Origin of the sequence: Comamonas odontotermitis, assembly GCF_020080045.1 — a bacterium.
GTDB classification, from domain to species: domain Bacteria; phylum Pseudomonadota; class Gammaproteobacteria; order Burkholderiales; family Burkholderiaceae_C; genus Comamonas; species Comamonas odontotermitis.
Genome location: NZ_CP083451.1, coordinates 3,213,754 through 3,236,773 on the forward strand (window position 1 = coordinate 3,213,754; position 23,020 = coordinate 3,236,773).

At 61.6% G+C, this 23,020-nt stretch carries 20 protein-coding genes and 2 tRNA genes; 11 read left to right on the plus strand and 11 right to left on the minus strand.

Annotated features, from left to right (window positions below; translation table 11 throughout):
• Positions 1-21: 21 nt before the first annotated feature.
• A protein-coding gene (locus LAD35_RS14770; protein ID WP_396022749.1) for an IS3 family transposase occupies positions 22-1,280 on the minus strand; the annotation gives its coding sequence in 2 pieces (ribosomal slippage) (positions 22-932 and positions 932-1,280; 1,260 coding nt in all).
• 390 nt (positions 1,281-1,670) lie between these two features.
• A complete protein-coding gene (gene ppc / locus LAD35_RS14775; protein WP_224149771.1) occupies positions 1,671-4,565 on the minus strand; it encodes a phosphoenolpyruvate carboxylase in 2,895 nt (964 codons plus the stop codon).
• Positions 4,566-4,747: 182 nt separating this feature from the next.
• On the opposite strand from ppc, the gene hemC reads away from it, so the two are divergent.
• From hemC to LAD35_RS14795, 4 genes are read left to right on the plus strand one after another with little or no spacing between them, the layout of a single operon-like run.
• The gene (gene hemC / locus LAD35_RS14780) at positions 4,748-5,665 is read left to right on the plus strand and encodes a hydroxymethylbilane synthase (RefSeq protein ID WP_224149772.1); all 918 of its coding nucleotides are present in this window, start codon (positions 4,748-4,750) and stop codon (positions 5,663-5,665) included.
• A 32-nt stretch (positions 5,666-5,697) separates the two neighbouring features.
• The gene (locus tag LAD35_RS14785; protein ID WP_317986711.1) at positions 5,698-6,555 is read left to right on the plus strand and encodes a uroporphyrinogen-III synthase; all 858 of its coding nucleotides are present in this window, start codon (positions 5,698-5,700) and stop codon (positions 6,553-6,555) included.
• Positions 6,552-7,727: a uroporphyrinogen-III C-methyltransferase gene (locus tag LAD35_RS14790; RefSeq protein WP_224149773.1), complete on the plus strand. Its 1,176-nt coding sequence runs from the start codon at positions 6,552-6,554 to the stop codon at positions 7,725-7,727. The genes LAD35_RS14785 and LAD35_RS14790 overlap by 4 nt, the downstream gene beginning before the upstream one ends.
• Positions 7,728-7,730: 3 nt before the next feature.
• Positions 7,731-9,014, plus strand: a complete 1,284-nt coding sequence (locus tag LAD35_RS14795) for a heme biosynthesis protein HemY (RefSeq protein ID WP_224149774.1) — start codon at positions 7,731-7,733, stop codon at positions 9,012-9,014.
• A 143-nt stretch (positions 9,015-9,157) separates the two neighbouring features.
• On the opposite strand, the gene LAD35_RS14800 is transcribed toward LAD35_RS14795, so the two are convergent.
• The 5 genes from LAD35_RS14800 to glnH form a co-directional block, all read right to left on the minus strand.
• Positions 9,158-10,084, minus strand: a complete 927-nt coding sequence (locus tag LAD35_RS14800) for a MurR/RpiR family transcriptional regulator (protein ID WP_224149775.1) — start codon at positions 10,082-10,084, stop codon at positions 9,158-9,160.
• Entirely contained in the window at positions 10,081-11,103 is a 1,023-nt protein-coding gene (locus LAD35_RS14805; RefSeq protein WP_224149776.1) for a C45 family autoproteolytic acyltransferase/hydolase, read from the minus strand. Before LAD35_RS14805 ends, LAD35_RS14800 begins: the two co-directional genes overlap by 4 nt.
• Before the next feature lie 4 nt (positions 11,104-11,107).
• Positions 11,108-11,836: a glutamine ABC transporter ATP-binding protein GlnQ gene (gene glnQ / locus LAD35_RS14810; RefSeq protein ID WP_224149777.1), complete on the minus strand. Its 729-nt coding sequence runs from the start codon at positions 11,834-11,836 to the stop codon at positions 11,108-11,110.
• Positions 11,833-12,489 carry a glutamine ABC transporter permease GlnP gene (gene glnP / locus LAD35_RS14815; protein ID WP_224149778.1) on the minus strand — a complete coding sequence of 219 codons (657 nt, stop codon included), beginning with the start codon at positions 12,487-12,489 and terminating at the stop codon, positions 11,833-11,835. The genes glnQ and glnP overlap by 4 nt, the downstream gene beginning before the upstream one ends.
• Before the next feature lie 113 nt (positions 12,490-12,602).
• Positions 12,603-13,349: a glutamine ABC transporter substrate-binding protein GlnH gene (gene glnH / locus LAD35_RS14820; RefSeq protein ID WP_224149779.1), complete on the minus strand. Its 747-nt coding sequence runs from the start codon at positions 13,347-13,349 to the stop codon at positions 12,603-12,605.
• 434 nt (positions 13,350-13,783) lie between these two features.
• Between glnH and LAD35_RS14825 the strand changes: the two genes are divergently transcribed.
• The 5 genes from LAD35_RS14825 (at position 13,784) to galU (ending at position 19,735) form a co-directional block, all read left to right on the plus strand.
• Positions 13,784-14,347, plus strand: coding sequence for a cytochrome b (locus LAD35_RS14825; protein WP_224149780.1), 564 nt, complete (start codon positions 13,784-13,786; stop codon positions 14,345-14,347).
• Between the two features lie 28 nt (positions 14,348-14,375).
• Complete coding sequence (locus LAD35_RS14830; RefSeq protein WP_224149781.1) at positions 14,376-14,951, plus strand: YceI family protein; 576 nt, start codon at positions 14,376-14,378, stop codon at positions 14,949-14,951.
• An 82-nt stretch (positions 14,952-15,033) separates the two neighbouring features.
• Positions 15,034-15,609, plus strand: a complete 576-nt coding sequence (locus LAD35_RS14835; RefSeq protein WP_224149782.1) for a YceI family protein — start codon at positions 15,034-15,036, stop codon at positions 15,607-15,609.
• Between the two features lie 215 nt (positions 15,610-15,824).
• Complete coding sequence (locus LAD35_RS14840) at positions 15,825-18,740, plus strand: valine--tRNA ligase (protein WP_224149783.1); 2,916 nt, start codon at positions 15,825-15,827, stop codon at positions 18,738-18,740.
• Positions 18,741-18,847: 107 nt separating this feature from the next.
• Positions 18,848-19,735 carry a UTP--glucose-1-phosphate uridylyltransferase GalU gene (gene galU / locus LAD35_RS14845; RefSeq protein ID WP_224149784.1) on the plus strand — a complete coding sequence of 296 codons (888 nt, stop codon included), beginning with the start codon at positions 18,848-18,850 and terminating at the stop codon, positions 19,733-19,735.
• Between the two features lie 169 nt (positions 19,736-19,904).
• Here the strand turns inward: galU and LAD35_RS14850 are convergent, their stop codons facing one another.
• The 3 genes from LAD35_RS14850 to cysM all read right to left on the minus strand — a co-directional run bounded on the left by LAD35_RS14850 (position 19,905) and on the right by cysM (position 21,922).
• Positions 19,905-20,132 (minus strand): sulfurtransferase TusA family protein, encoded by a 228-nt coding sequence (locus LAD35_RS14850; RefSeq protein ID WP_224149785.1) that lies wholly within the window; start codon positions 20,130-20,132, stop codon positions 19,905-19,907.
• Between the two features lie 206 nt (positions 20,133-20,338).
• Entirely contained in the window at positions 20,339-20,962 is a 624-nt protein-coding gene (locus LAD35_RS14855; protein WP_224149786.1) for an NUDIX hydrolase, read from the minus strand.
• 54 nt (positions 20,963-21,016) lie between these two features.
• A complete protein-coding gene (gene cysM, locus LAD35_RS14860; RefSeq protein WP_224149787.1) occupies positions 21,017-21,922 on the minus strand; it encodes a cysteine synthase CysM in 906 nt (301 codons plus the stop codon).
• Positions 21,923-21,963: 41 nt separating this feature from the next.
• On the opposite strand from cysM, the gene LAD35_RS14865 reads away from it, so the two are divergent.
• Both LAD35_RS14865 and LAD35_RS14870 read left to right on the plus strand, forming a co-directional pair.
• Positions 21,964-22,048: transfer RNA gene (locus LAD35_RS14865), tRNA-Leu, on the plus strand.
• A 354-nt stretch (positions 22,049-22,402) separates the two neighbouring features.
• Complete coding sequence (locus tag LAD35_RS14870; RefSeq protein ID WP_224149788.1) at positions 22,403-22,648, plus strand: hypothetical protein; 246 nt, start codon at positions 22,403-22,405, stop codon at positions 22,646-22,648.
• Between the two features lie 235 nt (positions 22,649-22,883).
• On the opposite strand, the gene LAD35_RS14875 is transcribed toward LAD35_RS14870, so the two are convergent.
• Positions 22,884-22,959: transfer RNA gene (locus tag LAD35_RS14875), tRNA-His, on the minus strand.
• Positions 22,960-23,020: the final 61 nt, after the last annotated feature.

Genomic DNA, 23,020 nt, shown 5'->3' on the forward strand with positions numbered 1-23,020 from the left:
CGTCCTGTCATAGGTTGACACCTATTCGCGACTAATCTCCAGCCCAAGCTGGTTGGCGAGAGACGCCCGATGTACTGCATCGGGCGTTTTGTATTTTAGGGACAGGTGCGGCCGGCGCTCGTTGTACAGCCGTACCGATTCGCCCACCATGGTGCGGGCCTGCGAGAGATCGGCAGGTCGTTGCAACAAGTATTCCATCTTGAGGATTCCATTGACCCGCTCAGCCAGAGCGTTTTGGTAGCAATCGTAGCCATCGGTCATGGAGCAGGTGATGCGGTGGCGTGCATGGATGCGCTGGTATTGAGCCGAGCAGTACTGAACACCTCTATCAGAGTGGTGTACGAGCGGCTGATCTGTTCGCCGCTGACGCAGTGCCATCTTCAACGCTTGGCTGACCTGCTTGGTCTCCAGACTATCGTGCACGTGCCAGCCCACGATCTTGCGCGAGTAGGCATCGGTCACCAGGCTCAGATAGGCAGTCTTCTCCTTGGTGGGTAGATACGTGATGTCAGCGACCCATAGCTGCTCACAACCACTTGCCACTGTTTTGGTCGGGCCCTCCTTGAGTAGATTGGGGTGCCTGCGGTAGTGATGATGGCTATTGGTGGTCTTGTGGTACGCATGCCGTGGCAGCACCAGCATGCGTGCTTGGCGCAGGACAACGAACAGTGCATCGCGCCCGATCTGGATTCCCGCCTGTTCAAGCGGCGGCTTGAGCAAGTGCAGCAGTTTGCGCGTGCCAATGCGTGGCTGATGGCGCCTCTCTTCACTGGCCAACTCCACCACCGCCTTGTCCCGCTCGCTGCGTGCACGCTGGCAGACCAGGCGCTTGTAGTGCGCTTGGCGGCTGATTCCCATGTAGCGGCAAGCCCTCGTGACGCTTAACCCTTTGACGAGCTTTTGCGTGAGGACTTGCCCGCAGGCTTTTTTGTGACTTGGACTCCGTAGTCGCGCTTGAGCACGTTCACTACCGCTTCAAAGAAGGCCGCTTTCTCGCGGGCTTCTTTCAGTTGCACTTCCAGCTCCTTGATGCGCTGCTCTGGAGTCAGCAGCTTGGGCGATTCAGGCATCTTCTGTAATCCTTTGCCCCTTGATGATGCAGCTTTCCAGTCCTGCCGTCCGTGCTTGCGAAGCCACACCAGTACAGTTGAGGCGCCCTGGATTCCGTACCGCTCATGGGCCTGCCGGTAGGTCAGCTCACCTCTTTCTACTTGATCGACTACTGCGAGTTTAAAAGCCAGCGTGTAGTCCCGTTGCGTTCTCTTAACCCACTGTTCCATTTGACTTTCCTTTCTGTTCTTCAGAAAGGTGTCAACCCAATTCAGGACGGGTCAGAGAAAGGAAAGAGAAAGCTCGGAATCTGTGCGGACGCCAGCAATCGCTTCTGGAACGGCGAAATTTTCAACGAACGATCTGGACGTTTTTACGTCAAATGTTCGAAGAGCTTTCCTTATTAGATGAGCTGCCAGGGACATGGCGATTAGGTAGCGTTGCAACGGTACGAACTGCTTACAGAACAGCTAGCCCCAAAGAACTGGAGCGTGGCTGTGATCGCACTCCATTGCAACGCCTAAGCTGGATGCAGGATCTTCTAACGATTCAAAAGAACATCCTTATGTTCGTCTTCAGCCTCTAATTTCTTGATTACTATTGCCGATGGCCCGTCTCCCTCAACCCGTATTGCGCAGTGCTGCTGCGATACCGTTGATCGAGATGTGGATGCCGGTTTTCACGCGCTCGTTGTCCTCCCCATTGCGCCAGCGGCGGATCAGCTCGACCTGCAGGTGGTGCAGCGGATCGATGTAGGGGAAACGGTGGCGGATGGAGCGCTCCAGCGCCGGGTTGTTGGCCAGGCGACTCTCCTCCCCCGTGATCTGGGCCAGGGCGTGTGCGGTGCTCTTCCATTCGACCTCGATCGCCTGGAACACGCGCTTGCGCAGACGTGTGTCGGCCACCAGTTCGCTGTAGCGCGAGGCAAGCGCCAGGTCGCTCTTGGCCAGCACCATGTCCATGTTGGACAGCAGGGTCCGGAAGAAGGGCCACTGGCGGTACATTTTCTGCAGAAGTGCCCACTGCGCCTTGGCAGACTTGCCCTCCTGGTTCACGAAAGCCTGCACCGCCGTGCCAAAGCCATACCAGCCGGGCAAGGTGAGGCGGCATTGGCCCCAGCTGAACCCCCACGGGATGGCGCGCAGGTCTTCAATGCGCTGGTTGGCCTTGCGCGATGCTGGGCGCGAGCCGATGTTCAGCTCGGCAATCTCGCGGATCGGGGTGGAGCTGAAGAAATAGCTCTCGAAGCCCTTGGTGCCATAGACCAGCTCGCGGTACGCGGCCATGCTGGCAGCAGACAGGTCAGCGGCTGCAGCCAGAAACGCCTGCGTAGCGGGCTTGGTGGGCTGCAGCAAGGTGGCTTCGAGCGTAGCGGCCACCAGGGTTTCCAGGTTGCGGCGGCCGATTTCAGGGTTGGCGTACTTGGAGGCAATCACCTCCCCTTGCTCGGTGAGGCGGATCTGTCCACGCACCGTGCCCGGTGGCTGCGCCAGAATGGCCTGGTAGCTGGGCCCGCCGCCACGCCCCACGGTGCCGCCTCGGCCATGGAACAGGCGCAATTGCACCGGGTGCTGCTGGCTCAGTTCGTCAAACAGCGCCACCAGCGCAATCTCGGCCTGGTACAGCTCCCAGTTGCTGGTGAAGATACCGCCATCCTTGTTGCTGTCGCTGTAGCCGAGCATGATGTCCTGCTCTGCCCCGCTGCGCTGAACAAGAGACGCAATATGCGGCAGCGCATAGTATTCGCGCATGATGGTCGCTGCGTTGCGCAGGTCGTCAATGGTCTCGAAGAGCGGGCTCACGATCAGCGCGGCCTGCGACTGGCCATCGTTGATGCGTCCGCCCAGCAGACCCACTTCCTTTTGCAGCAGCAGCACTTCGAGCAGGTCGCTCACCGCTTCGGTGTGGCTGATGATGTAGTGCCGGATGGCCTCGCGCCCATACAGCTTCACCGATTGGCAGGCCCGCTCGAAGATGGCCATCTCGCTCTGGGTCTTGTCGCTGTACCGCGCGCCAACCACCCGCAACGGGCGCGCATCGCACAGCAGGCGGATCAGCAACTCGCGCTTGGCAGCTTCGGGCAACTGGGCGTAATCGCCCTCCAGGCCTGCAGTGGCCAGCAGTTCCGCAACCACGGCCTCGTGCTGGTCGGAGCTTTGGCGCAGATCCACCGTGGCCAGGTGAAAGCCGAATACCTGCACCGCACGGATCAGCGGCGACAGGCGTTGCTCGGCAAGCGCCCGGCCATGGTTGTCGCGCAGCGAATCCTCGATGACGCGCAGATCCGCCAGAAACTCATCGCTTGTCACATAGGGATTCTGCGGCGCCACGGCATGGCGGGCGGCGTCGCCGCCGCTCAGGTTCTTGAGCGTTGCAGCGAGGCGTGCATACATGCCGATCAGCGCGCGGCGATAGGGCTCGTCCTCGCGGTGCTCGCTGGTGTCGGGCGATCGCGCGGCCAGGGCCTGCAGCGCTGGCGTCGTACCTGCAAGGCGTTGCGACATCGACAGCTCTCCGCCCAGGTAGTGCACTTGCTTGAGGTAGTGGCGCAGCACCAGATCGGCCTGGCGACGCAGCGCCTCCTGCAGGCTATACGCGGTCACGTTGGGGTTGCCATCGCGGTCACCGCCAATCCACTGGCCCATGCGCAGGAAAGTTGCCAGATCGCGTTCGCCCAACTCGCGCTCCAGCGCGGCGTAGAGCTTGGGAATCTCGGTCAGGAACGTGGCCTGGTAGTACGACAGCGCGTTGTCGATTTCGTCTTCGACCGTCAGCTTGGAAAAGCGCAGCAGGCGCGTTTGCCACAGCTGCGTTACCTGCGCACGCAGCAGCAGTTCGTTGTCGGCCAGTTGCCTGGGCGTGAGCGTGTCCTTGCTGCTGTTGAAGAGCTGGGCGCGAGCTGCAATGTCATCGCGCTCCACCAACAGGGCAGCAATGGCGCGCTCGGCGTCCAGAATGCTCTTGCGCTGCACTTCGGTCGGGTGGGCGGTCAGCACCGGCGACACCAGGCTGTGCGACAGCGTGTCAGCCACCGACTTGACCGGAATCCCCGCCCAGCGCAACCGGGCCAGCGCCACTTCAATGCTGCCTTCCTGGGTGTTGCCGGCGCGCTCGTGCACCTCGCGGCGGCGGATGTGGTGGCGGTCTTCCGCCAGATTGGCCAGATGCGAGAAGTAGGTGAAGGCACGGATCACGCTCACCGTCTGATCGCTCGACAGGTGCTTGAGCAGGGTCTTGAGGGATTTTTCCGCATCCTGATCGTCATTGCGACGGTAGGCCACCGAGAGCTGGCGCACCTGCTCGATCAGGTCGAACGCGGCCTGGCCCTCCTGCTCGCGGATCACATCACCCAGAATGCGGCCCAGCAGACGGATATCTTCGATCAGCGGCTGGTCCTTGTCGGCACGACGCCCCGTGGGCTGGCTTGCAGTGCTGTCGGCAGGCCTGGTCTTGCGCGTTGCGGTCTTGGCAACTGCATGCGCTGCAGAAGAGTCTTTTTTGCTGGCAGTAGTCATGGGCGAAGGAAAACAGGTGGCAAAACAGAAGGTGCTGCGCAGGGCGAATCCGCACTGCGCCAATCACGGCGCAGCACATGCTAGCATCGAAGATTGCATTTCGTGACCTGTTTTGAGACGCTTTTTCGCTCCGGTGGTGGGGAATCCGCCGCCCGTGAGCGCAGAAGGCGGTGCCCAGACCCATGACCTCCTTATCCCTGACCATCGCCACCCGTGAAAGCCAGCTCGCCCTGTGGCAAGCGCGGTACGTACAGCAGTTGCTGCAAAACCTGGGCCACCAGGCCTCGCTGCTGGGCATGACCACGCGCGGAGACCAGATCCTGGACCGCACGCTCTCCAAAGTGGGTGGCAAGGGCCTGTTCGTCAAGGAGCTGGAAACCGCGCTGGAGACCGGCGCCGCCGATCTGGCCGTGCATTCGCTCAAGGACGTGCCGATGGAGCTGCCCGAAGGCTTTGCGCTGGCGGCCGTGCTGGAGCGGGAAGACCCGCGCGACGCCTGGGTTTCCAACCGCTATGCGCGGCTGGATGACCTGCCTCAGGGCGCGGTCGTCGGCACCTCCAGCCTGCGCCGCCAGGTGCTGCTCAAGGCATTGCGGCCTGATCTGGACATCCAGCCGCTGCGCGGCAATGTGAATACCCGCCTGCGCAAACTTGACGACGGTCAATACGATGGCATCGTTCTGGCGGCGGCAGGCCTCAAGCGCCTGGACATGCACGACCGCATCCGCCACGAATTCGATACCGACACCATGCTGCCCGCCGCAGGCCAGGGCGCCTTGGGCATTGAAATCCGCGCAGACCGGCAAGACCTGGTAGCGCTGTTTGCCAGCATGGCCGATGCCCGCAGCTGGAAAACGGTGACCGCCGAGCGCGCCGTCAGCCGCTGCATGGGTGGCAGCTGCTCCATGCCGCTGGCCGCGCATGGACAGTGGCAAGGCGACACCCTGCACCTGCAAGCTGCCTGGGGCGACGAGCTTCAACCCGACGCGCCACTCGTGCGCGCCGCTGCCAGCGCGCAAGTCACTGACCTGGCCAGCGCCGACGCCCTGGGCCAGCAAGTGGCCCAGCTGTTGCAGGCCGCAGGCGCCAAACAGCGATGAGCCGCCAGCGCGGGTAGCGCACAGCATCCTGAATGACTGATATGACCCTGCCCCGCATCATCGTCACCCGCCCGCAACCCGAAGCGGATGCATGGGTGTCGCAATTGCAAGCGCATGGCGTGCCCGCACGGGCCTTGCCGCTGATCGAGATCGGGCCAGCTACCCTGCCTGCCGATCAACAGGCGGCAAGCGAGGCCCGGGCCGCGTGCCAGCGTGGCGGTCGCTATGGCGCCATCATGCTGGTAAGCGGCAATGCGGCGCAGTATTTTTTAGATGAAAAACTGGCTCTGGCGCTCTCCTGTCAAGCGCCTACAGCTATCAAAACCAGAGTATGGAGCCCTGGCCCCGGCACAGCGCGTGCTGCCCTGGCCCAGGGCATTCCGGCCACCTTGATCGACCAGCCTGCGCCCGGCGCGGCGCAGTTCGACTCTGAATCGCTGTGGGCACAAGTCTCTTCCCAGGTGCCTGCGATGGCTGCAGCGGGCTTGCGTGTACTGGTGGTGCGTGGCGCCTCCGAGGGCGATGGCGGGTCTGGCGAAAACTCGGCCTCCGGCGGAACGGGCCGCCAATGGCTCGCGACGCAATTGCAGGCTGCCGGCGTGGGTGTGGATTTTGTCGCTGTGTACGAGCGCCGAATGCCACAGTGGACGCCCGAGCAGATGGCACATGCCCGCACCGCCCTCACCGATGGCAGCATCTGGCTGTTCAGCAGTTCACAGGCAGTGATGCATTTAAGCAACATTTTTTCACCCGCAGAACTGGCGGCCGTTTCGGCTATCACCACCCATCCACGCATAGCGCAGGCCGCGCAAAAGGCAGGATTTGCCTCTGTCAAGCCATGTCGTCCCACCGTGGCGGATGTCATAGCGTCGTTAGAATCCAGGCTATGACGCCGCCAGAGCAGACACCGGCCCCCCACCCTACGCCAGCACCCACACCCCCCGCCACCGACAGCGCTGCCAGCACCGCTGGCGCTGCGGTTGCCGGGTCTGCTGCCGCGAGCACGGGCATGGACGGTGCGCCGAATGCCTGGGTATGGACGTCGGTCGTGCTGGGCGTTGCAGCCACGGTGGCGGTGGTGAGCAGCGTGATGCTGTGGCAGCGGCTGGGCAATATCCAGCAGCAACTGGCCCTGCAAAGCGCTGATTCTCGTGGCCAGGCGGTGGAAGCACGTACCCTGGCACGCCAGGCCGAAGATGTATCGCGCGACGCGGCCTCGCGCATGTCAGTACTTGAAGCGCGCGTAGGCGAAGTGGCCCTGCAGCGCGGCCAGCTCGAAGAGCTGATGCACAGCCTCTCGCGCAGCCGCGACGACAACTTGGTGGGCGATATCGAGGGTGCCATCCGTTTTGCCATGCAGCAAAGCCAGCTCAGCGGCAGTCCGGATCCGGTGGTGAGTGCGCTCAAGACGGCGCAGCAGCGCGTCATGGCGTCTGCCCAGCCGCGTCTGGCGCCCGTCGAGCGCGCCATTGCCCGTGATCTGGACCGTTTTGCCAGCAGCAAATCGCTCGACACCGCTGGCCTTTTGGCGCGGCTGGACGATCTGCTGCGCCAGGTGGACGAGCTGCCGCTGCAAAACGATGTCGCTACCAACACGGGCCGCCGCTCCGCGCCTGCCCGCGCCAAGGACACAGCCCACGGCAAAGACGTCTCCAGCAAGGACGGCGACGCACAGGAGGAAGCACAAAGCTGGTGGTCCACCGCGTTCACCACCGTATGGAACGCGGTGCATGACGAGGCACGTAGCCTGGTGCGCGTTCGCCGCATCGACTACCCCGATGCCGTGCTGCTCTCCCCGAGCGAGGCCTTCTTCCTGCGTGAAAACCTCAAGCTGCGCATCATGAATGCTCGGCTGGCCCTGCTGGCGCGTCAGATGCCAGCATCGCGCAATGACCTCGCGTCGGCTGGCGAGACCATCCGCAAGTATTTCGACCCCTCGTCGCGCCGCACGCAACAGGCCAGCCAGCAGCTGCTGCAGTTGCAGCAAGCCATGCGCGATGTGGAAATTCCCCGTGCCAGCGACACGCTGGCAGCCCTGGCCACTGCGGCTGCAGGACGCTAAGCCATGCGCGCCGCCATCTGGTTGATTGGCCTCTTTGCGATTGCCGTTGCCGCCGCCCTGTTTGCAGGCAGCAACCAGGGCAGTGTCACCCTGTACTGGCCGCCCTACCGCATTGATTTTTCGCTCAACATGGTGGTCGTGTTGCTGCTGCTGGGTTTTGTGCTGCTCTATGGCGCGCTGCGCGGCATCAGCGTCATGTTCGAGCTGCCCAAGCAGGCCAAACGCTGGCGCGTGCAGCAAAAGGAACGCGCCATGCATGGCGCGGCGCTTGATGCCGTCACCCAGTTGCAGGCAGGCCGTTTCGTGCGGGCACGCAAGGCTGCGCTATCGGCCCTGGCACAGGAAAAAGCCCTGCACGACACCGGCGAAGCCATGCCGCATGGCCTGCAATTGCGCGTGCTGTCGCACGTGCTGGCTGCAGAAAGCTCGCATGCGCTGCAGGACCAGACCCAGCGTGACCACCACTGGGACCTGGCCATGCAGGAAGCAGTCAGCGCGGATGCCAGACACCTGCCCGAGTTGCGCGAAGGCACCCAGCTGCGTGCCGCCCAATGGGCGCTGGACGATCACGACGCCCATGCCGCGCTCGACAACCTGGCCCAACTGCCACAGGGCGCAGCACGCCGCACCCTGGCGCTTCGCCTCAAGTTGAAGGCTGCACGCCAGCTGCAGCAGGCCCTGCCGGCGCTCGATACCGCGCGCCTGCTGGCCAAGCACCGTGCATTCTCGGCCGCTGCGGCGCAGAGCATCGTCAAAGGCCTGGCGATGGAGCTGATCAACGACGCCCACGACCCCGAGCAACTGATGCAAGCCTGGCGCAGCCTGGATGCGGCCGAACGCGCCATGCCCGAAGTTGGCATCCACGCAGCACGCCGCCTGCACACCCTGGCCGGATCACCCGCCCAGATGCGCGAATGGCTGCTGCCCGCCTGGGAACGGTTCACCGGTGGCAGCAAAAGCCTGCCCAGCCTGCAGACCGAACGCCTGGTGCGCGTGCTGGAAGACAGCATGCAGGATCTGGACGGTGAATGGCTGGCCCGGATTGAGAACGCCCAGCGCAAGCGCCCGCACGACGAACACCTGCAGTACCTCGCCGGTTGCGCCTGCCTGGAGCGCCAGCTGTGGGGCAAGGCCCAGCAATGGTTGCAACAGGCTGCCCCTGCGCTGCAGGATGCAGAGCTGCGCCGCAGAGCCTGGCACCACCTCGCCCGGCTGGCAGAGCATCGCGGCGATGACGCAGCAGCCGCACAGGCCTGGAAGCAGGCTGCACTCAGCGTTCTCCAGTAAGCAGCTATCTATAAAAACAATAGCTGATAGCGCTTGGCCTGTCTTGGTATTGGATATTTTCAGCCACAAAATCTAATACAGATTAGCGCTGAAAGCTATGGTTTTGTGAGCAATTTGCAAGGCACCCCCTGTTGGCGCGCCCATCACTGCTCAATGCCGAGCCTTGCAATCCATCGCTCCCGCTGCTGCACTGCGGCAAGCGCACTGTCGCCCAGCAACTGGGCGGCCGTATTCACCAGCGCTTCGCATACCACCAGATGCGCCACGAGGCTGTTGCTGACAAAGGCCGAGGCATGCGATACATAAATGGCATGCTGGGCGGCGGCGGCCAGGGGCGATGCCCGGTGGTCGGTCAGCGCCACCACCACCAGCCCCTGCTCGCGCGCGGCGCGCGCCACATCCACCACCATGCGGGTATAGGGTGCCACGCTCGTCACCACCAGCACGTCGCCAGCCACCAGTTGCGCCAGGCCTTCAGCCACCGCCATGTTGCTGCCGCCCAGCACGCAAACATCCGGGCGCAGCAGACCCAGGCCATAGCTTAAATAGCTGGCAACGCTGTGCATCTGCCGCAGGCCAAAACAGGCCACCCGGGGCGCGGCAGCCAATTGCTGCGCCACCTGCTCGATCTGCTGCGCATGGCCTTCGCTGCCCAGCGCATGGATATTGTCGATGGCGCTCTGGGCCATGGCTGCCAGCACCGCAGCGGCGGTGCCACCGGGCTGCTGCAGATCGACGGCCTGCCTGGTCTGGCGCGCGTAGAAATACGGGGTCTGCTGCGCCAGATGCGCCTGGAACACCGCCTGAAAATCTGCAAACCCCTCATAGCCCAACCGGGTGGCAAGCCGTGTCCAGGTTGATGCGCTGATGCCATGGCGTGCCGCTGCCTGCGTGATACTGAGCAGCGCAAAATCAGCGGGTGCAGCCAGTGCCTGCGCCAGCGCCGTCATGGCCTTGCGGCCCAGTTGCACATCGCCCGTACCCTGCGCCAGGCGATCTACCAGCTGTGCCAGCGCCTGCAGGCTGGCTGGTGCGGTGCCGGGCACCTGGGGTACAGCGGGCGGGTTCATGCCGCCTGGGCATTCACAAATTGCATCACCGGTACGCGCCCGCCATCCTCCAGCACATCCCAGCGGATGGCATCGGGCCCCACCTCCATGAAGGCCGTCGCCATGGTGTTTTCATCGTCGCTGTCATCGGCCGCATTGCGCAGAATCGGAAATGCACTGTTGTGCTGGTCTGCCAGGATCGACAGCGCATCCCGCACGCCCTCCTGCAACAGCTGCTCGCCGCGCTCCTGCCGGAATCCCGATGAATTGGTCACCAGCTGCGGATGGTGGCGCATGGCAGCGTGCACCAGATGGTTGGCATGCAGCGCTGGCGCAGTGATCAACTCCATCGACACCCGTTGCGCCGTGAACTCCACACTGGCAATGAAGGCCACGCCCGCCTGGGCCACCGAAAAGTGAAAGCCTCCCGCGCGCGGCACTTCTTCAAGCATGTGCTGCACCGCCACGGCGCTGTCCAGGTTGAGCGCCGCGCGGCCCAGCACCATACGGGGCACACCAGCGCGAACGAGCCGCGTGCGCACGTTGTTGACGGTAATGCCCAGCCCCCGCGCATTCACAGCAAACGTATGGCCCGGAATCGAGCCTGGGTAGGCGAACGACACCACATCGCTGTGGCCGCGCACACTGGCACGCACGATGGCGCAGTGGTTCTTGAAGAACGGCAGGCCATCTTCGTTGTGCGCCAGCCGGGCGGTTGCGCCCGCCTCGCCGGGCAACAGCACCGTGGTGCAGCCGTCGGGCGCCATGGCCCACAGATCGCCCCGGCAGTTCCAGATGAACACATCGGCCAGCGGCAGCTCCAGGCCAGCGGCCAGGCCTTCGATTTCCTGCCAGATCGCGGGAAACCGCTCCTGCGTGAGCTGCTGCATGACTGCAACCTCTGCGCTGCCGCGCCACGCCATCAGACTGGCCCATGCAGCGCTCGGCAGGAGCAAATCGTGCACCGCCTGCTTGCCAAAGCGGCCCAATGCCTGGCCCAACTCGTAGGGCGAACCTTCCACTTCCAGATACTTCAACATAAAACTACTCAACGTGCTGCAGAAAATCGCGCAGGCGCGGGTTGCTGGGGTTGTCGATCATCTCCACCGGATTGCCATCGACCGAGATATGGCCGTGTTCCATGAAAATGAGGCGCGTGCCCACCTTGCGGGCAAAGGCTATCTCGTGCGTCACGACGATCATGGTCATGCCGCTCTCGGCCAGGTTCTGCATTACTTTGAGCACCTCCTGGCGCAATTCAGGATCAAGGGCCGAGGTGGGCTCGTCAAACAGCATCAGCTTGGGTTTGACGGCCAGCGCACGCGCAATGGCCACGCGTTGCTGCTGCCCGCCCGACAGTTCTGACGGGTAGTGGCCCTTGCGCTCGGCAAGGCCCACCCGGGCCAACAGCTGCTCGGCCTCCTGCATGGCCTGCGCCTTGGCCGTGCCGCGCACCTGGCGCGGACCAAAGGCCACGTTCTGCTGCGCCGTCATCTGCGGAAACAGGTTGAACTGCTGGAACACCATGCCTGCTTCGCGGCGGATCTCGCGCACCGTACGCTCGCCGCCATTCACGCTCAGGCCGTCCACCAGCAGGTCGCCGCCGTCGATCCTTTCCAGCGCATTGATGCAGCGCAGCAAGGTGGACTTGCCCGAGCCCGAAGGCCCGATCAGCACCACGACCTCGCCTTTTCCGATCTGCAGATCCACACCGTCAAGCACCACGGTCTTGCCAAACCGTTTGCTGACTTTCTTGAATTCGACCATGCTCATAGGATGCGCATCCTTTTCTCCAACTGGCGCAGGCCAAAGGTCAGCACGCCCACGAGTGCCAGATAAATCAGCGCCACCGCAGTCCAGATCTCCACCGCCCGGAAATTGGTGGCGATGATCTCCTGCCCCTGGCGCGTGAGTTCGCCCACGCCAATCACGATGAAGAGCGAGGTGTCCTTCAAACTGACGATGAACTGGTTGCCCAGCGCAGGAACGGCGCGGCGAAAGGCCACCGGCCCCACCACAAACAGCAGCACGCGCCACATGGGCATGCCCATGGCCTGGCCCGCTTCGCTCAGACCCTTGGGCACCGACAGAAAGGCGCCGCGCACGATCTCGGCAATGTAGGCGCCGGAGTTGACCATGATGGCCAGCACCGATGCAGCAATCGGATCGATGCGCAAGCCCGCCAGCAGCGGCAGCACAAAGTACAGGAACATCACCTGCACGACGATGGGCGTGCCACGGATGGCCTCGATATACACCAGCGCAATGCCGCTCAGCAGTTTGTTGCCGTAGGCGCGCATCAGGCCAGCCAGCAGCCCCAGCACCAGGCCGCCCAGCAGTCCCAGGACGGCAATGTAAAGCGTAAGCCGCGTGCCCTTCATCAGCTCGGGCATGGCGCTCCAGATCACTGACCAGTCGAAATCCATGAGCTTCTTTCTTCAATGAACGCACAAGCCCCTGCCGCTTCTCGCAGCAACGGTGCCGCCCTCCCCGGCGCGAGGCGCCCGAGAGGGGGAGGCGGGTGACGCCTCAGAGGCATTTACTTCTTGGGAGGCTCCACACCAAACCACTTTTTGTAGATGGTGGTGTAGCGGCCGTCGGCCTTGATCTTGGCCAGTGCGCCATTGACCTTGGGCACCAGCTCGCTGCCCTTGGGAAAGCCGATGCCGTATTCCTGCGCCATCATCTGCTTGCCCACTACCTTGACCTTGCCCTTGCCGGTGGTGTTGGCGTAATAGAGGACATTGGGCGTGTCGTGCATGGCAGCATCCACACGGCCGGTCATCAACTCCATGTAGGCGTTGTCGATGTTAGGAAACAGGCGCAGCTCGGTCTTTTTGAAATTCTCCTTGGCGTAGTCGACGGCCGAGGTTCCCGTCTTCATCGCCATCTGCTTGCCGTCCAGGTCTTCGCCGCCGTTGATCTTGCTGTTGGCGGGCACCATGATCATGAAGCCGCTGTCGTAATAGCCATCCGAGAAGTCGATGACTTTCTTGCGCTCGTCCTTGATGGTGATGCCGGCGAGCGCCACATCCACATTCTTGGTCTGCAGCGCAGGCAGGATGCCGTTGAAATCCATTGGCTGCAAGCGGTAGTCGAGCTTGAGTTCCTTGGCAATGGCATCCCACAGATCGATGTCGAAACCAACGTACTTGTCACCCTGCTTGAATTCAAAAGGCACAAAGGCCGTGTCGGTGGCCACCACCAGTTGCGCCGCCTGCGAGGCACCCGCAGCAGCCAGCGACATCAGACCCATGGCCAGCAGTTTCTTGAACTTGAATTTCATCGCAACCCTTTCTCAGGCATGTTGAAGATCAGGCGCTTCGCGATTCGCAAAAACGGCCCTCGCTGCGGCCGGACCGCACTGCCAGGCCCACAAGACATGGCTGGTACGCCATCAGGTGGCCACGAAAAGCAACAAAAATTTGCATGCAAAGCGTCAATGCAAATTTATTTGCATATGCAGAAGCCGTCCATGGGGTTTACCCGTTTTTCCCGCTAGGGCTTGTACCAAGTCAACCACCCCGCCCGAGCGGTGTTGCGCAAATAGCCAACCGGCATTTGCATATGGCAATTGGTTCTGGAACTTTGTGTGTCCCACGCCAGTCAATTCAATTCTTTTGAACTTCAACATCAATCAGGCTGAACTTTCGCAACCCGCCCCCCTCCTACACTGGCTCCCATTGATGACCGCTGCCGCTTGTAGCGCAGCGCTTTTTTATGCCCTCTGCCTCCACTACCTCTCAACGCTATACCGGCACCGCCATTGCACTGCACTGGATTCTGGCCCTGGCCCTGATCGGCATCTTCGCCTTTGGCCTGTACATGACCAGCCTGCCGTTCTCGCCTGCCCGGCTCAAATACTTCAACTGGCACAAATGGGCCGGCATGACGATCCTGATCCTGTCGGCGCTGCGCATTCTGTGGCGCATCACGCACCGCCCCCCTGCGCTGCCTGAAGCGGTCAGCCGCAGCATGCCTGCGTGGCAGCACATCGCCCACCACGGCGTGCACCACCTGATGTATGTGCTGTTCTTCGCCATTCCGCTGGTCGGCTGGATCTACAGCTCTGCCGCCGGGTTCCCCATCGTCCTCTTTGGCGTGCTGCCCCTGCCTGATCTGGTGGGCAAGAGCCCCGAACTGGCCGAGGCCCTCAAGCCCTGGCATGCCTACCTGGCCTACGCTCTGGCGGCCCTGGTGGTACTGCACGTAGCAGCGCTCCTCAAGCACCAGTTGATCGACCGTGACGGCCTGCTGGCCCGCATGCTGCCCGGCAAAGCCTGATATTCCCCATTTTCTGGAGTCCGAACCCATGTCTTCCTTCTTCAAAACCACCCTTATCGCCACCGCCCTGGGCGCAGCAGCCTTCGCTGCCCCTGTATTTGCCCAACAGGCCCTGGTACCTGCGCAGAGCGCCGTCAATTTCGAAGCCAAGCAGATGGGCGTGCCGATCAAGGGCCACTTCCAGAAGTTTGATGCCAAGATTGCGTTCGATGCAGCCAAGCCCGAAGCGAGCAAGATCCACTTCACGGTCGATACCGGCAGCGCCACCATGGGTGCCAAGGAAACGGATGCCGAGCTGCCCAAGGCAGAGTGGTTCAACGTTGCCAAATTCCCGCAAGCCACGTTCGACTCCAGCACCGTCAAGGCGCTGGGCGGCGGCAAGTTCCAGGTGGACGGCACGCTCACCATCAAGGGCAACGCCCAAAAGGTCAGCCTGCCTGTGACGCTGGCGCAATCGGGCTCCACCACCACGGCCACCGGCACGTTGCCGCTCAAGCGCCTGGCTTTCAAGATCGGCGATGGCGACTGGGCCGACACCTCGATGGTGGCCGATGAAGTGAACGTGCAGTTCAAGCTGGCCTTGACCGGCGTCGGCAAGATTTAAACGAAATTGGCTGCTGGCGCTTACCCATCAAGCGCCAGCAGCTCTCATTTTTGATATTCCATTCCAACAAGGAGTTTTCACCATGCGCACCACCGTTTTCGCTCTGGCCGCTGCCGCTCTATTTGCCACCGCCGCACAGGCAGCGCCTGCCACCTACGCCATCGACCCAACCCACACCTTCGCCACGTTCGAGATCGACCACTTCGGCGCTTCCACCAACCGCGCCCGCTTCGACAAGAAGAGTGGCTCGGTCGAATTCGACAAGGAAGGCAAGAGCGGCAAGGTGGAAGTGGAACTGGACATGACTTCGGTCAACTCAGGCACGCCATCCTTCAACAAGCACCTGCAAAGCGCCGATATTTTTGACGCGGAGAAATTCCCCACCGCCAAGTTCGTGTCTGACAAGTTTGTGTTTGATGGCGACAAGCTCAAGGAAGTGACCGGCCAGTTGACCCTCAAAGGCAAGACCGCGCCGATGACCATCAAGGCCAACAAGTTCACCTGCTACGAAAGCCCGATGCTGCAAAAGCGCGAAGTTTGCGGCGGCGACTTTGAAGCCACCATCGACCGCACCCAGTGGGGCCTGGACTACGGCATTGCCTATGGCTTCCCCAAGAACGTGCGCCTGGTGCTGCAGATCGAAGCCGTAAAGCAATAAGCGCACATTTCAGATAAAAATAGCTGCCAGCGCTTTATACATGAGCGCTGGCAGCTATTTTTTTGGAAGCAAACACGGCAGCTGCAACCGCCCCGCCACGGCCCACATGCCCACGCAGCCCATTCCTGCTGGCGGGCGGGCTAAAATCAAGCCATCTGTCTGATTGCTATAGAACGGCATCCCCACCCGCGATGCCGTTTTCCATTGATAACACCATGAGCGAAACCAATTCCACAACGGTCTCCCAGCCGGGCCTCGACAGCCTCTCCAAGTCGTTTGAGCCTTCGTCCATCGAAGCCCACTGGGGCCCTGAGTGGGAAAAGCGCGGCTATGGCAATGCAGGCTACCGTGGCACCGGCCACCCGGACGCCCAGGCCACCGCCGAGCACAAGAACTTCGCCATCCAGCTGCCGCCCCCCAACGTGACCGGCACGCTGCACATGGGCCATGCGTTCAACCAGACCATCATGGACTCCCTCACGCGCTACCACCGCATGAAGGGCTACAACACCGCCTGGATCCCCGGCACCGACCACGCCGGCATCGCCACCCAGATCGTGGTGGAGCGCCAGTTGCAGGAACAAGGCCAGAGCCGCTACGATCTGGGCCGCCCCGACTTCGTCAAGAAAGTCTGGGAGTGGAAGGAAAAGAGCGGCAACACCATCACCACGCAGATGCGCCGCATGGGCGATACCGTGGACTGGAGCCGCGAGTACTTCACGATGGACGACAAGCTGTCCACCGTGGTGACCGACACCTTCGTCAAGCTTTATGAGCAGGGCCTGATCTACCGTGGCAAGCGCCTGGTGAACTGGGACCCGGTGCTGCAATCGGCCGTGTCCGACCTGGAAGTTGAAAACCAGGAAAAGGACGGCAGCCTCTGGCATATCGCCTACCCGCTCACCAGCGGCGAAGGCAATCTGGTGGTTGCCACCACCCGCCCCGAAACCATGCTGGGCGACGTGGCCGTGATGGTGCACCCCGAGGACGAGCGCTACAAACACCTGATCGGCCAGACTGTAACCCTGCCACTGGTGGGCCGCCAGATCCCCATCATCGCCGACGAGTACGTCGACCGCGAGTTCGGCACCGGCGTGGTGAAGGTCACCCCTGCGCACGACCAGAACGACTACCAGGTGGGCCAGCGCCATGGCCTGCCCATGATCACGGTGCTGACGCTGACCGCCAAGATCAACGACGAAGCGCCCGAAAAATACCGTGGAATGGACCGCTTTGTGGCCCGCAAGGCCATCGTGGCCGACCTAGAGGCGCAAGGTCTGCTGGTGGAGACCAAGAAGCACAAGCTCATGGTGCCGATCTGCGACCGTACCGGCCAGGTGATCGAGCCGATGCTGACCGACCAGTGGTTCATCGCCATGAGCAAGGTCAGCGACCAGGACCCCACGGGCAGGAGCATTGCACAAAAGGCCATCGACGCCGTGGCCTCGGGCCAGGTGGAGTTCGTGCCCGAAAACTGGGTCAACACCTACAACCAGTGGATGAACAACATCCAGGACTGGTGTATCTCACGCCAGCTGTGGTGGGGCCACCAGATTCCAGCCTGGTACGACGAAGAGGGCAATATCTACGTTGCCAAGACCGAAGCCGAAGCCCAGGCCCAGGCCGACAAGGTTGCGCCAGGCAAGAAGCTCTCCCGCGACTCCGATGTGCTCGACACATGGTACTCGTCGGCCATGGTGCCGTTCTCGACCATGGGCTGGCCTGCCCAGACCGACGCTGCTGACGACGACTACAACCTCTACCTGCCCTCTTCGGTGCTGGTGACCGGCTACGACATCATCTTCTTCTGGGTTGCCCGGATGATCATGATGACCACGCACTTCACCGGCCGCGTGCCGTTCAAGCATGTGTACATCCACGGTCTGGTGCGCGACGCGCAGGGCAAGAAGATGTCCAAGTCCGAAGGCAACGTGCTCGACCCGGTGGATCTGATCGACGGCATTGCGCTCGAACCCCTGCTGGACAAGCGTACCGTCGGCCTGCGCCGCCCCGAAACCGCGCCGACCGTGCGCAAGAACACGCAAAAAGAATTCCCCGAAGGCATTCCCGCCTACGGCGCCGATGCACTGCGCTTCACCTTCGCTGCGCTGGCGTCGCTGGGCCGCAGCATCAACTTCGACAGCAAGCGCTGCGAAGGCTACCGCAACTTCTGCAACAAGCTCTGGAATGCCTCGCGCTTCGTGCTGATGAACTGCGAAGGCCATGACTGCGGCCTGCTGGAACACACCAAGGAGCAATGCGCCACCGGCGAGTACCTGCAGTTCAGCCAGCCAGACCGCTGGATCGTCTCCCAGCTGCAGAAGGTCGAGGCCGAGGTGGCCAAGGGCTTTGCGGAGTTCCGCCTCGACAACGTGGCCAACACCATCTACGACTTCGTCTGGAACGAGTTCTGCGATTGGTATCTGGAAATCGCCAAGGTGCAGATCCAGACCGGCAACGAAGCTGCGCAGCGTGGCACACGCCGCACGCTGATCCGCGTGCTCGAAGCGATCCTGCGCCTGGCGCACCCCATCATCCCGTTCGTGACGGAAGAGCTGTGGCAGCAGGTGGCACCAGTCGCCGGCCTCAAGGGCGAATCCATCGCCATTGCGCGCTACCCCGAGGCTCAGCCCGAGAAGATCGACGAAGCCTCCATCGCCTACGTGGCCCGCATCAAGCAGATGGTGGACGCCTGCCGTGCGCTGCGCGGCGAGATGGGCGTCTCTCCAGCCCAGCGCGTGCCGCTGCTGGCAACGGCAGGCTCAGCCGACGAGCTGCAATTCCTGCACAGCAATGCCCAGGTGCTCAAGAGCCTGGCCAAGCTCAGCGACGTCAAGATCTTCGAAGACGAAGCTGCCTGGTCTGCCGAGGCGCAGAATGCGCCTGCCTCGGTGGTGGGCAATGCGCGCCTGGCACTGTTTGTTGAGATCGATGTGGCGGCAGAAAAGGCCCGCCTGACCAAGGAAATCACCCGCTTGGAAGCTGAAGTCTCCAGCTCGCAAAAGAAACTGGGGAACGAGGCTTTTGTCGCCAAGGCGCCGCCAGCGGTTCTGGAGCAGGAGCGCACGCGCGTGGCCGAAAAGAGCGCTACCCTCGCCAAACTGCAGGAGCAGTTGCAGCGCCTGGGCTGAAACCCCGGCGCTGCCATGCGCAAATCGTCAGATAATGCGCCATGACGGTGCACAAAGGCGCAGCATGCTGCGCCTTTGTCACATCTGCCTTAGTAAACTGAGCACCTATGATCACTCCAACCCGTGTACGCAAAGCAGTTTTTCCGGTAGCTGGCCTGGGCACCCGCTTCTTGCCCGCCACCAAGGCGTCCCCCAAGGAGATGCTCCCCGTCGTGGACAAGCCGCTGATCCAGTACGCCGTGGAAGAGGCCTATGAGGCCGGCATCCGTGACATGATCTTCGTCACCGGCCGCAGCAAGCGCGCGATCGAAGACCATTTCGACACTGCTTACGAGCTGGAGAACGAGCTGGAGCGCGCGGGCAAGCAAGCCATGCTGGAGCTGGTGCGCAGCGTCAGCCCCGATGACATGAACTGCCTCTTTGTGCGCCAGCCACGCTCGCTGGGCCTGGGCCACGCCGTGCTGTGCGCCGAGCCGCTGGTCGGCAACGAACCCTTTGCCGTACTGCTGGCCGACGACCTCATGACCGGCTCTGCCGGTGGCCATGGTGTGATGGCACAGATGACCGCCGCTTTCCTCAAGCAAGGCCGTTCGCTGCTGGCCGTGCAGGAAGTGCCACTGGAGCACACCAAGCGCTATGGCATCGTGAAGGGAGAACCTGCAGGTGGCCCCTTGATGCGCATCGATGAGATCGTGGAGAAACCGGCGCCCGAAAAAGCGCCGTCGCGCATGGGGGTCGCGGGCCGTTATGTGCTGACCCCGGGTATTTTCGACCAGATCCGCAACCAACCCCAGGGCGTGGGAGGCGAGATTCAGTTGACCGATGCGATTGAACGCCTGATGGCGCACGAGACGGTGTATGCCTACCAGTACAGCGGCAAGCGCTACGACTGCGGCAGCAAGGAAGGCTTTCTGGAGGCGACAGTTGAACTGGCGCTACAGCACCCCGATGTCGGCGAGAGCTTCCGCCAGTACCTCAAGAACCTGAGCATCTGATAGCGTCCAAAGTGACCCCCATCAGGGGAGATGTGAATTTCAAATACGAAAAGGCCTGCAAATGCAGGCCTTTTTTACGCAAAATGCTACCTTATCGATAGCAAACAGAGAATCCATGGTCAAGCCATTGCTGCATCGCTGCAAGCCGATGCCGCCATCTTGGCCCATCTCATCTTCTGCGCAGGATATGAATGAACTCCTCGCCCACCGTCTGCTGTTCCACCAGTTCATTGCCGGTTTGCTTGGCGAAGGCCTGAAAATCCCGGATCGATCCCGTATCGGTTGCGACCACCCTGAGCAACTGGCCGCTTTGCATGGCTGCCAGCGCCTTTTTTGCCTTCAGGATGGGCAGCGGACAGTTCAGGCCGCGGGTATCTACTTCTTGGTCAACTTCCATCGTGCACTCTCTGTGCAGCGCAGGGGCGCTGCTTCATGGCTCCATTATCACTACCAGCATCACGGTCCATGGCATTGCCATGCAACGAAGCCATCAACGACAGCAAGGATGCCCGAGAACTCTCTGCAATACTCCCTTCTGTGGTTTGAACGCGGTCTCGGGCGATCCGCGTCCATCCCATCTGACGAAGACTCTGCAGAAGCTCCCTAGTCCAAAGCAGGCGCCACCACAAACCGGCCATCCTCGTCCCAGTAACGCACGGGCCATTTGGCAGGGTCTGGTTCCGGGTTCTGGCCAGGGCGAAATGCACCGAATCGCACAGGCTCGCCCTTGCTCTTGATCCACTCGGCCAGTGCATAGCCCGTACCGGCAGGCCAGCACTGGGCCTGCTGCGCCGTCTTCCACTGGTAATCGGCCAGCTCGGGCGACAGGCGCACGTCGCCGGGCTTGCCATGCACACGTACATGGTAGGCAATCAGCACCTGGTTCATCCGCAGAAACTCCCAGCAGCCGATCAGGCGCAGCGCCTTGGCACGCAGGCCCGTCTCTTCAAGCACCTCCCGCGCAATGCCTGCCTCCGGCGATTCACCCGCCTCCATGAAGCCCGTGATCAGGCCGAACACCCCTTCCTGCCACAGCGCGTTGCGGGCCAGCAATACCTGGCCATCATCGTTTTCCACCACGGCAGCCAGTACAGGCGTGGGATTGCCCCAGTGCGTCCAGCCGCAGGCCGGACAACGCAGGCGGTTGACATCACCGCTGTCCTCCGCCGTCACGATCCATTGCAGTGGGGTGGCGCAGTTCACGCAGAATTTGGTTTCGTATTGCATAACGCTTTCAAATGGATAGCAGCTGCGGCAGAAGGGGCAATTGCGTCAAATCCATCAGGCGGGAAACACCCCGGTAGACAAATAGCGATCCCCACGGTCGCAGACAACGAACACAATCGTAGCGTTGCGCTCGCGGCGTGCAATTTCCTGCGCGACATGGCAGGCGCCAGCGGCGGAAATGCCCGCGAAAATACCTTCTTCGCGCGCCAGACGCCGCGCCATGTCTTCTGCGTCGTCCTGCGTCACGTACACCAGCTCATCGACCAGGCTGGCATCGTAGATGGCGGGCAGGTATTCCTCGGGCCATTTGCGGATGCCGGGAATGCGCGAGCCCTCGGTAGGCTGCGCTCCAATGATGCGCACGGCCGGGTTCTTTTCCTTCAGGTACTTCGCGACGCCAGTGATGGTGCCCGTGGTGCCCATGGCGCTGACAAAATGGGTAATCTTGCCGCCAGTCTGCTGCCAGATCTCGGGGCCGGTGGCCTCATAGTGCGCACGCGGATTGTCGGGGTTGGCAAACTGATCGAGCACCTTGCCCTTGCCATCGGCCACCATCTTGTCGGCAAGATCGCGCGCGTATTCCATGCCGCCACTCTTGGGTGTCAGGATCAACTCGGCACCATAGGCCTTCATGGTCTGGGCCCGCTCGATCGACAGGTCCTCGGGCATGATCAACACCATGCGATAACCCTTGATGGCCGCAGCCATGGCCAGCGCAATGCCGGTATTGCCCGATGTCGCCTCGATCAGGGTGTCACCGGGCTTGATCTCGCCTCGCTCCTGCGCGCGCTGGATCATCGAAATCGCCGGACGATCCTTCACCGAACCTGCAGGGTTGTTGCCCTCCATCTTGCCCAGCACCACATTGCCATGCGAATCGTTGTAGTCCGCTCCAATGCGCTGCAATGCAACCAGAGGAGTGTTGCCGATGGCGTCTTCAATCGTTGGATATCTTTTCATGGCCGAATTTTGTGTCATAATTTTGGTCTGCGAGATACACAGCCCGGGTGGTGAAATTGGTAGACGCAGGGGACTCAAAATCCCCCGCCGCAAGGCGTGCCGGTTCGATTCCGGCCCCGGGCACCAACCTGAAAGCCGTTAAGTTTTAACAACTTAGCGGCTTTTTTATTTTTCAGGTTGTTCGCATTCATTTCATCGTTTCCTCATAAGTTTCCGCATCGTTTCCGCGAAAAACTATAGCAGCCCGCATTCTATCCACGAGTAAAGGCCATGTTTGCCTCGCTGCTGAGAGCCTGTTCAAACCCGCCCCACCAGGAGTTGAATCGCAACCGTGCAGGGCTTGCTCGCCTGCATCCTGCCCACGCCCTGAAGCGCGCGGCGCTTCATCGCTCTACATGGATCCACATGTCTTCTACACCCATCGCGTTTTGCTAACATGCAATAGGTTAAAAACACACTAATTAACAAATTGCACGAAACATGAGCCTGTACGAATCTATAGAAGCGGCATTCCTTCAGGCACTGAAAAATGGCCAGATCCCGTCGAGGCTGCACCTGACGGACGATGGACTCCATGAGCTGATCAATGACCGCACGCTGGGCGCGTCGTGGATGCCGAGCATCCCCGACTTCTGGGATCAGCGTGTCCTGGGCTTGCCGCTGTCCAGATCACTGGCCCACAACGCCATGGAAGTGGACGGCCAGCTGGTTGTCATTGAGCAGTAAATAACAAACCTGCCTGCCGAGGTCTCGCCTGATTGAAGACTCCGGAATCCTCTATCCACCCCTGGAAGCAAGCCAGGTGATACAGAATGATCAACCGCCATTCTGCTTTCAAAGCAAAACATACGATCCCTTGAAAGAGATCGGGCAGGGATCCTTGTAGTGCTCCAAATTCCCACGGTTGGAATATAAAGCAAAAGGCGCTAGAGCTTTAATAGCACTAGCGCCTTTGTTTATATGGGGTGGCTGATGGGGCTCGAACCCACGACAACAGGAATCACAATCCTGGACTCTACCAACTGAGCTACAGCCACCGTGTTGGTGAAGACATGATTATAGCGGCTAATTTACCACTTCCAACGAAAGCGAGGATTT

What these genes read in the sequence shown, in the direction of transcription:
- cysM (WP_224149787.1), bottom strand. Translation starts at nt 21,922, where the DNA reads ATGAAAAGATATCCAACGATTGAAGACGCCATCGGCAACACTCCTCTG.
- LAD35_RS14850 (WP_224149785.1), bottom strand. Translation starts at nt 20,132, where the DNA reads ATGGAAGTTGACCAAGAAGTAGATACCCGCGGCCTGAACTGTCCGCTG.
- LAD35_RS14790 (WP_224149773.1), top strand. Translation starts at nt 6,552, where the DNA reads ATGACGCCGCCAGAGCAGACACCGGCCCCCCACCCTACGCCAGCACCC.
- LAD35_RS14840 (WP_224149783.1), top strand. Translation starts at nt 15,825, where the DNA reads ATGAGCGAAACCAATTCCACAACGGTCTCCCAGCCGGGCCTCGACAGC.
- glnQ (WP_224149777.1), bottom strand. Translation starts at nt 11,836, where the DNA reads ATGAGCATGGTCGAATTCAAGAAAGTCAGCAAACGGTTTGGCAAGACC.
- glnH (WP_224149779.1), bottom strand. Translation starts at nt 13,349, where the DNA reads ATGAAATTCAAGTTCAAGAAACTGCTGGCCATGGGTCTGATGTCGCTG.
- LAD35_RS14830 (WP_224149781.1), top strand. Translation starts at nt 14,376, where the DNA reads ATGTCTTCCTTCTTCAAAACCACCCTTATCGCCACCGCCCTGGGCGCA.
- LAD35_RS14825 (WP_224149780.1), top strand. Translation starts at nt 13,784, where the DNA reads ATGCCCTCTGCCTCCACTACCTCTCAACGCTATACCGGCACCGCCATT.
- LAD35_RS14835 (WP_224149782.1), top strand. Translation starts at nt 15,034, where the DNA reads ATGCGCACCACCGTTTTCGCTCTGGCCGCTGCCGCTCTATTTGCCACC.
- LAD35_RS14870 (WP_224149788.1), top strand. Translation starts at nt 22,403, where the DNA reads ATGAGCCTGTACGAATCTATAGAAGCGGCATTCCTTCAGGCACTGAAA.
- galU (WP_224149784.1), top strand. Translation starts at nt 18,848, where the DNA reads ATGATCACTCCAACCCGTGTACGCAAAGCAGTTTTTCCGGTAGCTGGC.
- LAD35_RS14805 (WP_224149776.1), bottom strand. Translation starts at nt 11,103, where the DNA reads ATGTTGAAGTATCTGGAAGTGGAAGGTTCGCCCTACGAGTTGGGCCAG.
- LAD35_RS14785 (WP_317986711.1), top strand. Translation starts at nt 5,698, where the DNA reads ATGACTGATATGACCCTGCCCCGCATCATCGTCACCCGCCCGCAACCC.
- hemC (WP_224149772.1), top strand. Translation starts at nt 4,748, where the DNA reads ATGACCTCCTTATCCCTGACCATCGCCACCCGTGAAAGCCAGCTCGCC.
- LAD35_RS14855 (WP_224149786.1), bottom strand. Translation starts at nt 20,962, where the DNA reads ATGCAATACGAAACCAAATTCTGCGTGAACTGCGCCACCCCACTGCAA.
- ppc (WP_224149771.1), bottom strand. Translation starts at nt 4,565, where the DNA reads ATGACTACTGCCAGCAAAAAAGACTCTTCTGCAGCGCATGCAGTTGCC.
- LAD35_RS14795 (WP_224149774.1), top strand. Translation starts at nt 7,731, where the DNA reads ATGCGCGCCGCCATCTGGTTGATTGGCCTCTTTGCGATTGCCGTTGCC.
- LAD35_RS14800 (WP_224149775.1), bottom strand. Translation starts at nt 10,084, where the DNA reads ATGAACCCGCCCGCTGTACCCCAGGTGCCCGGCACCGCACCAGCCAGC.
- glnP (WP_224149778.1), bottom strand. Translation starts at nt 12,489, where the DNA reads ATGGATTTCGACTGGTCAGTGATCTGGAGCGCCATGCCCGAGCTGATG.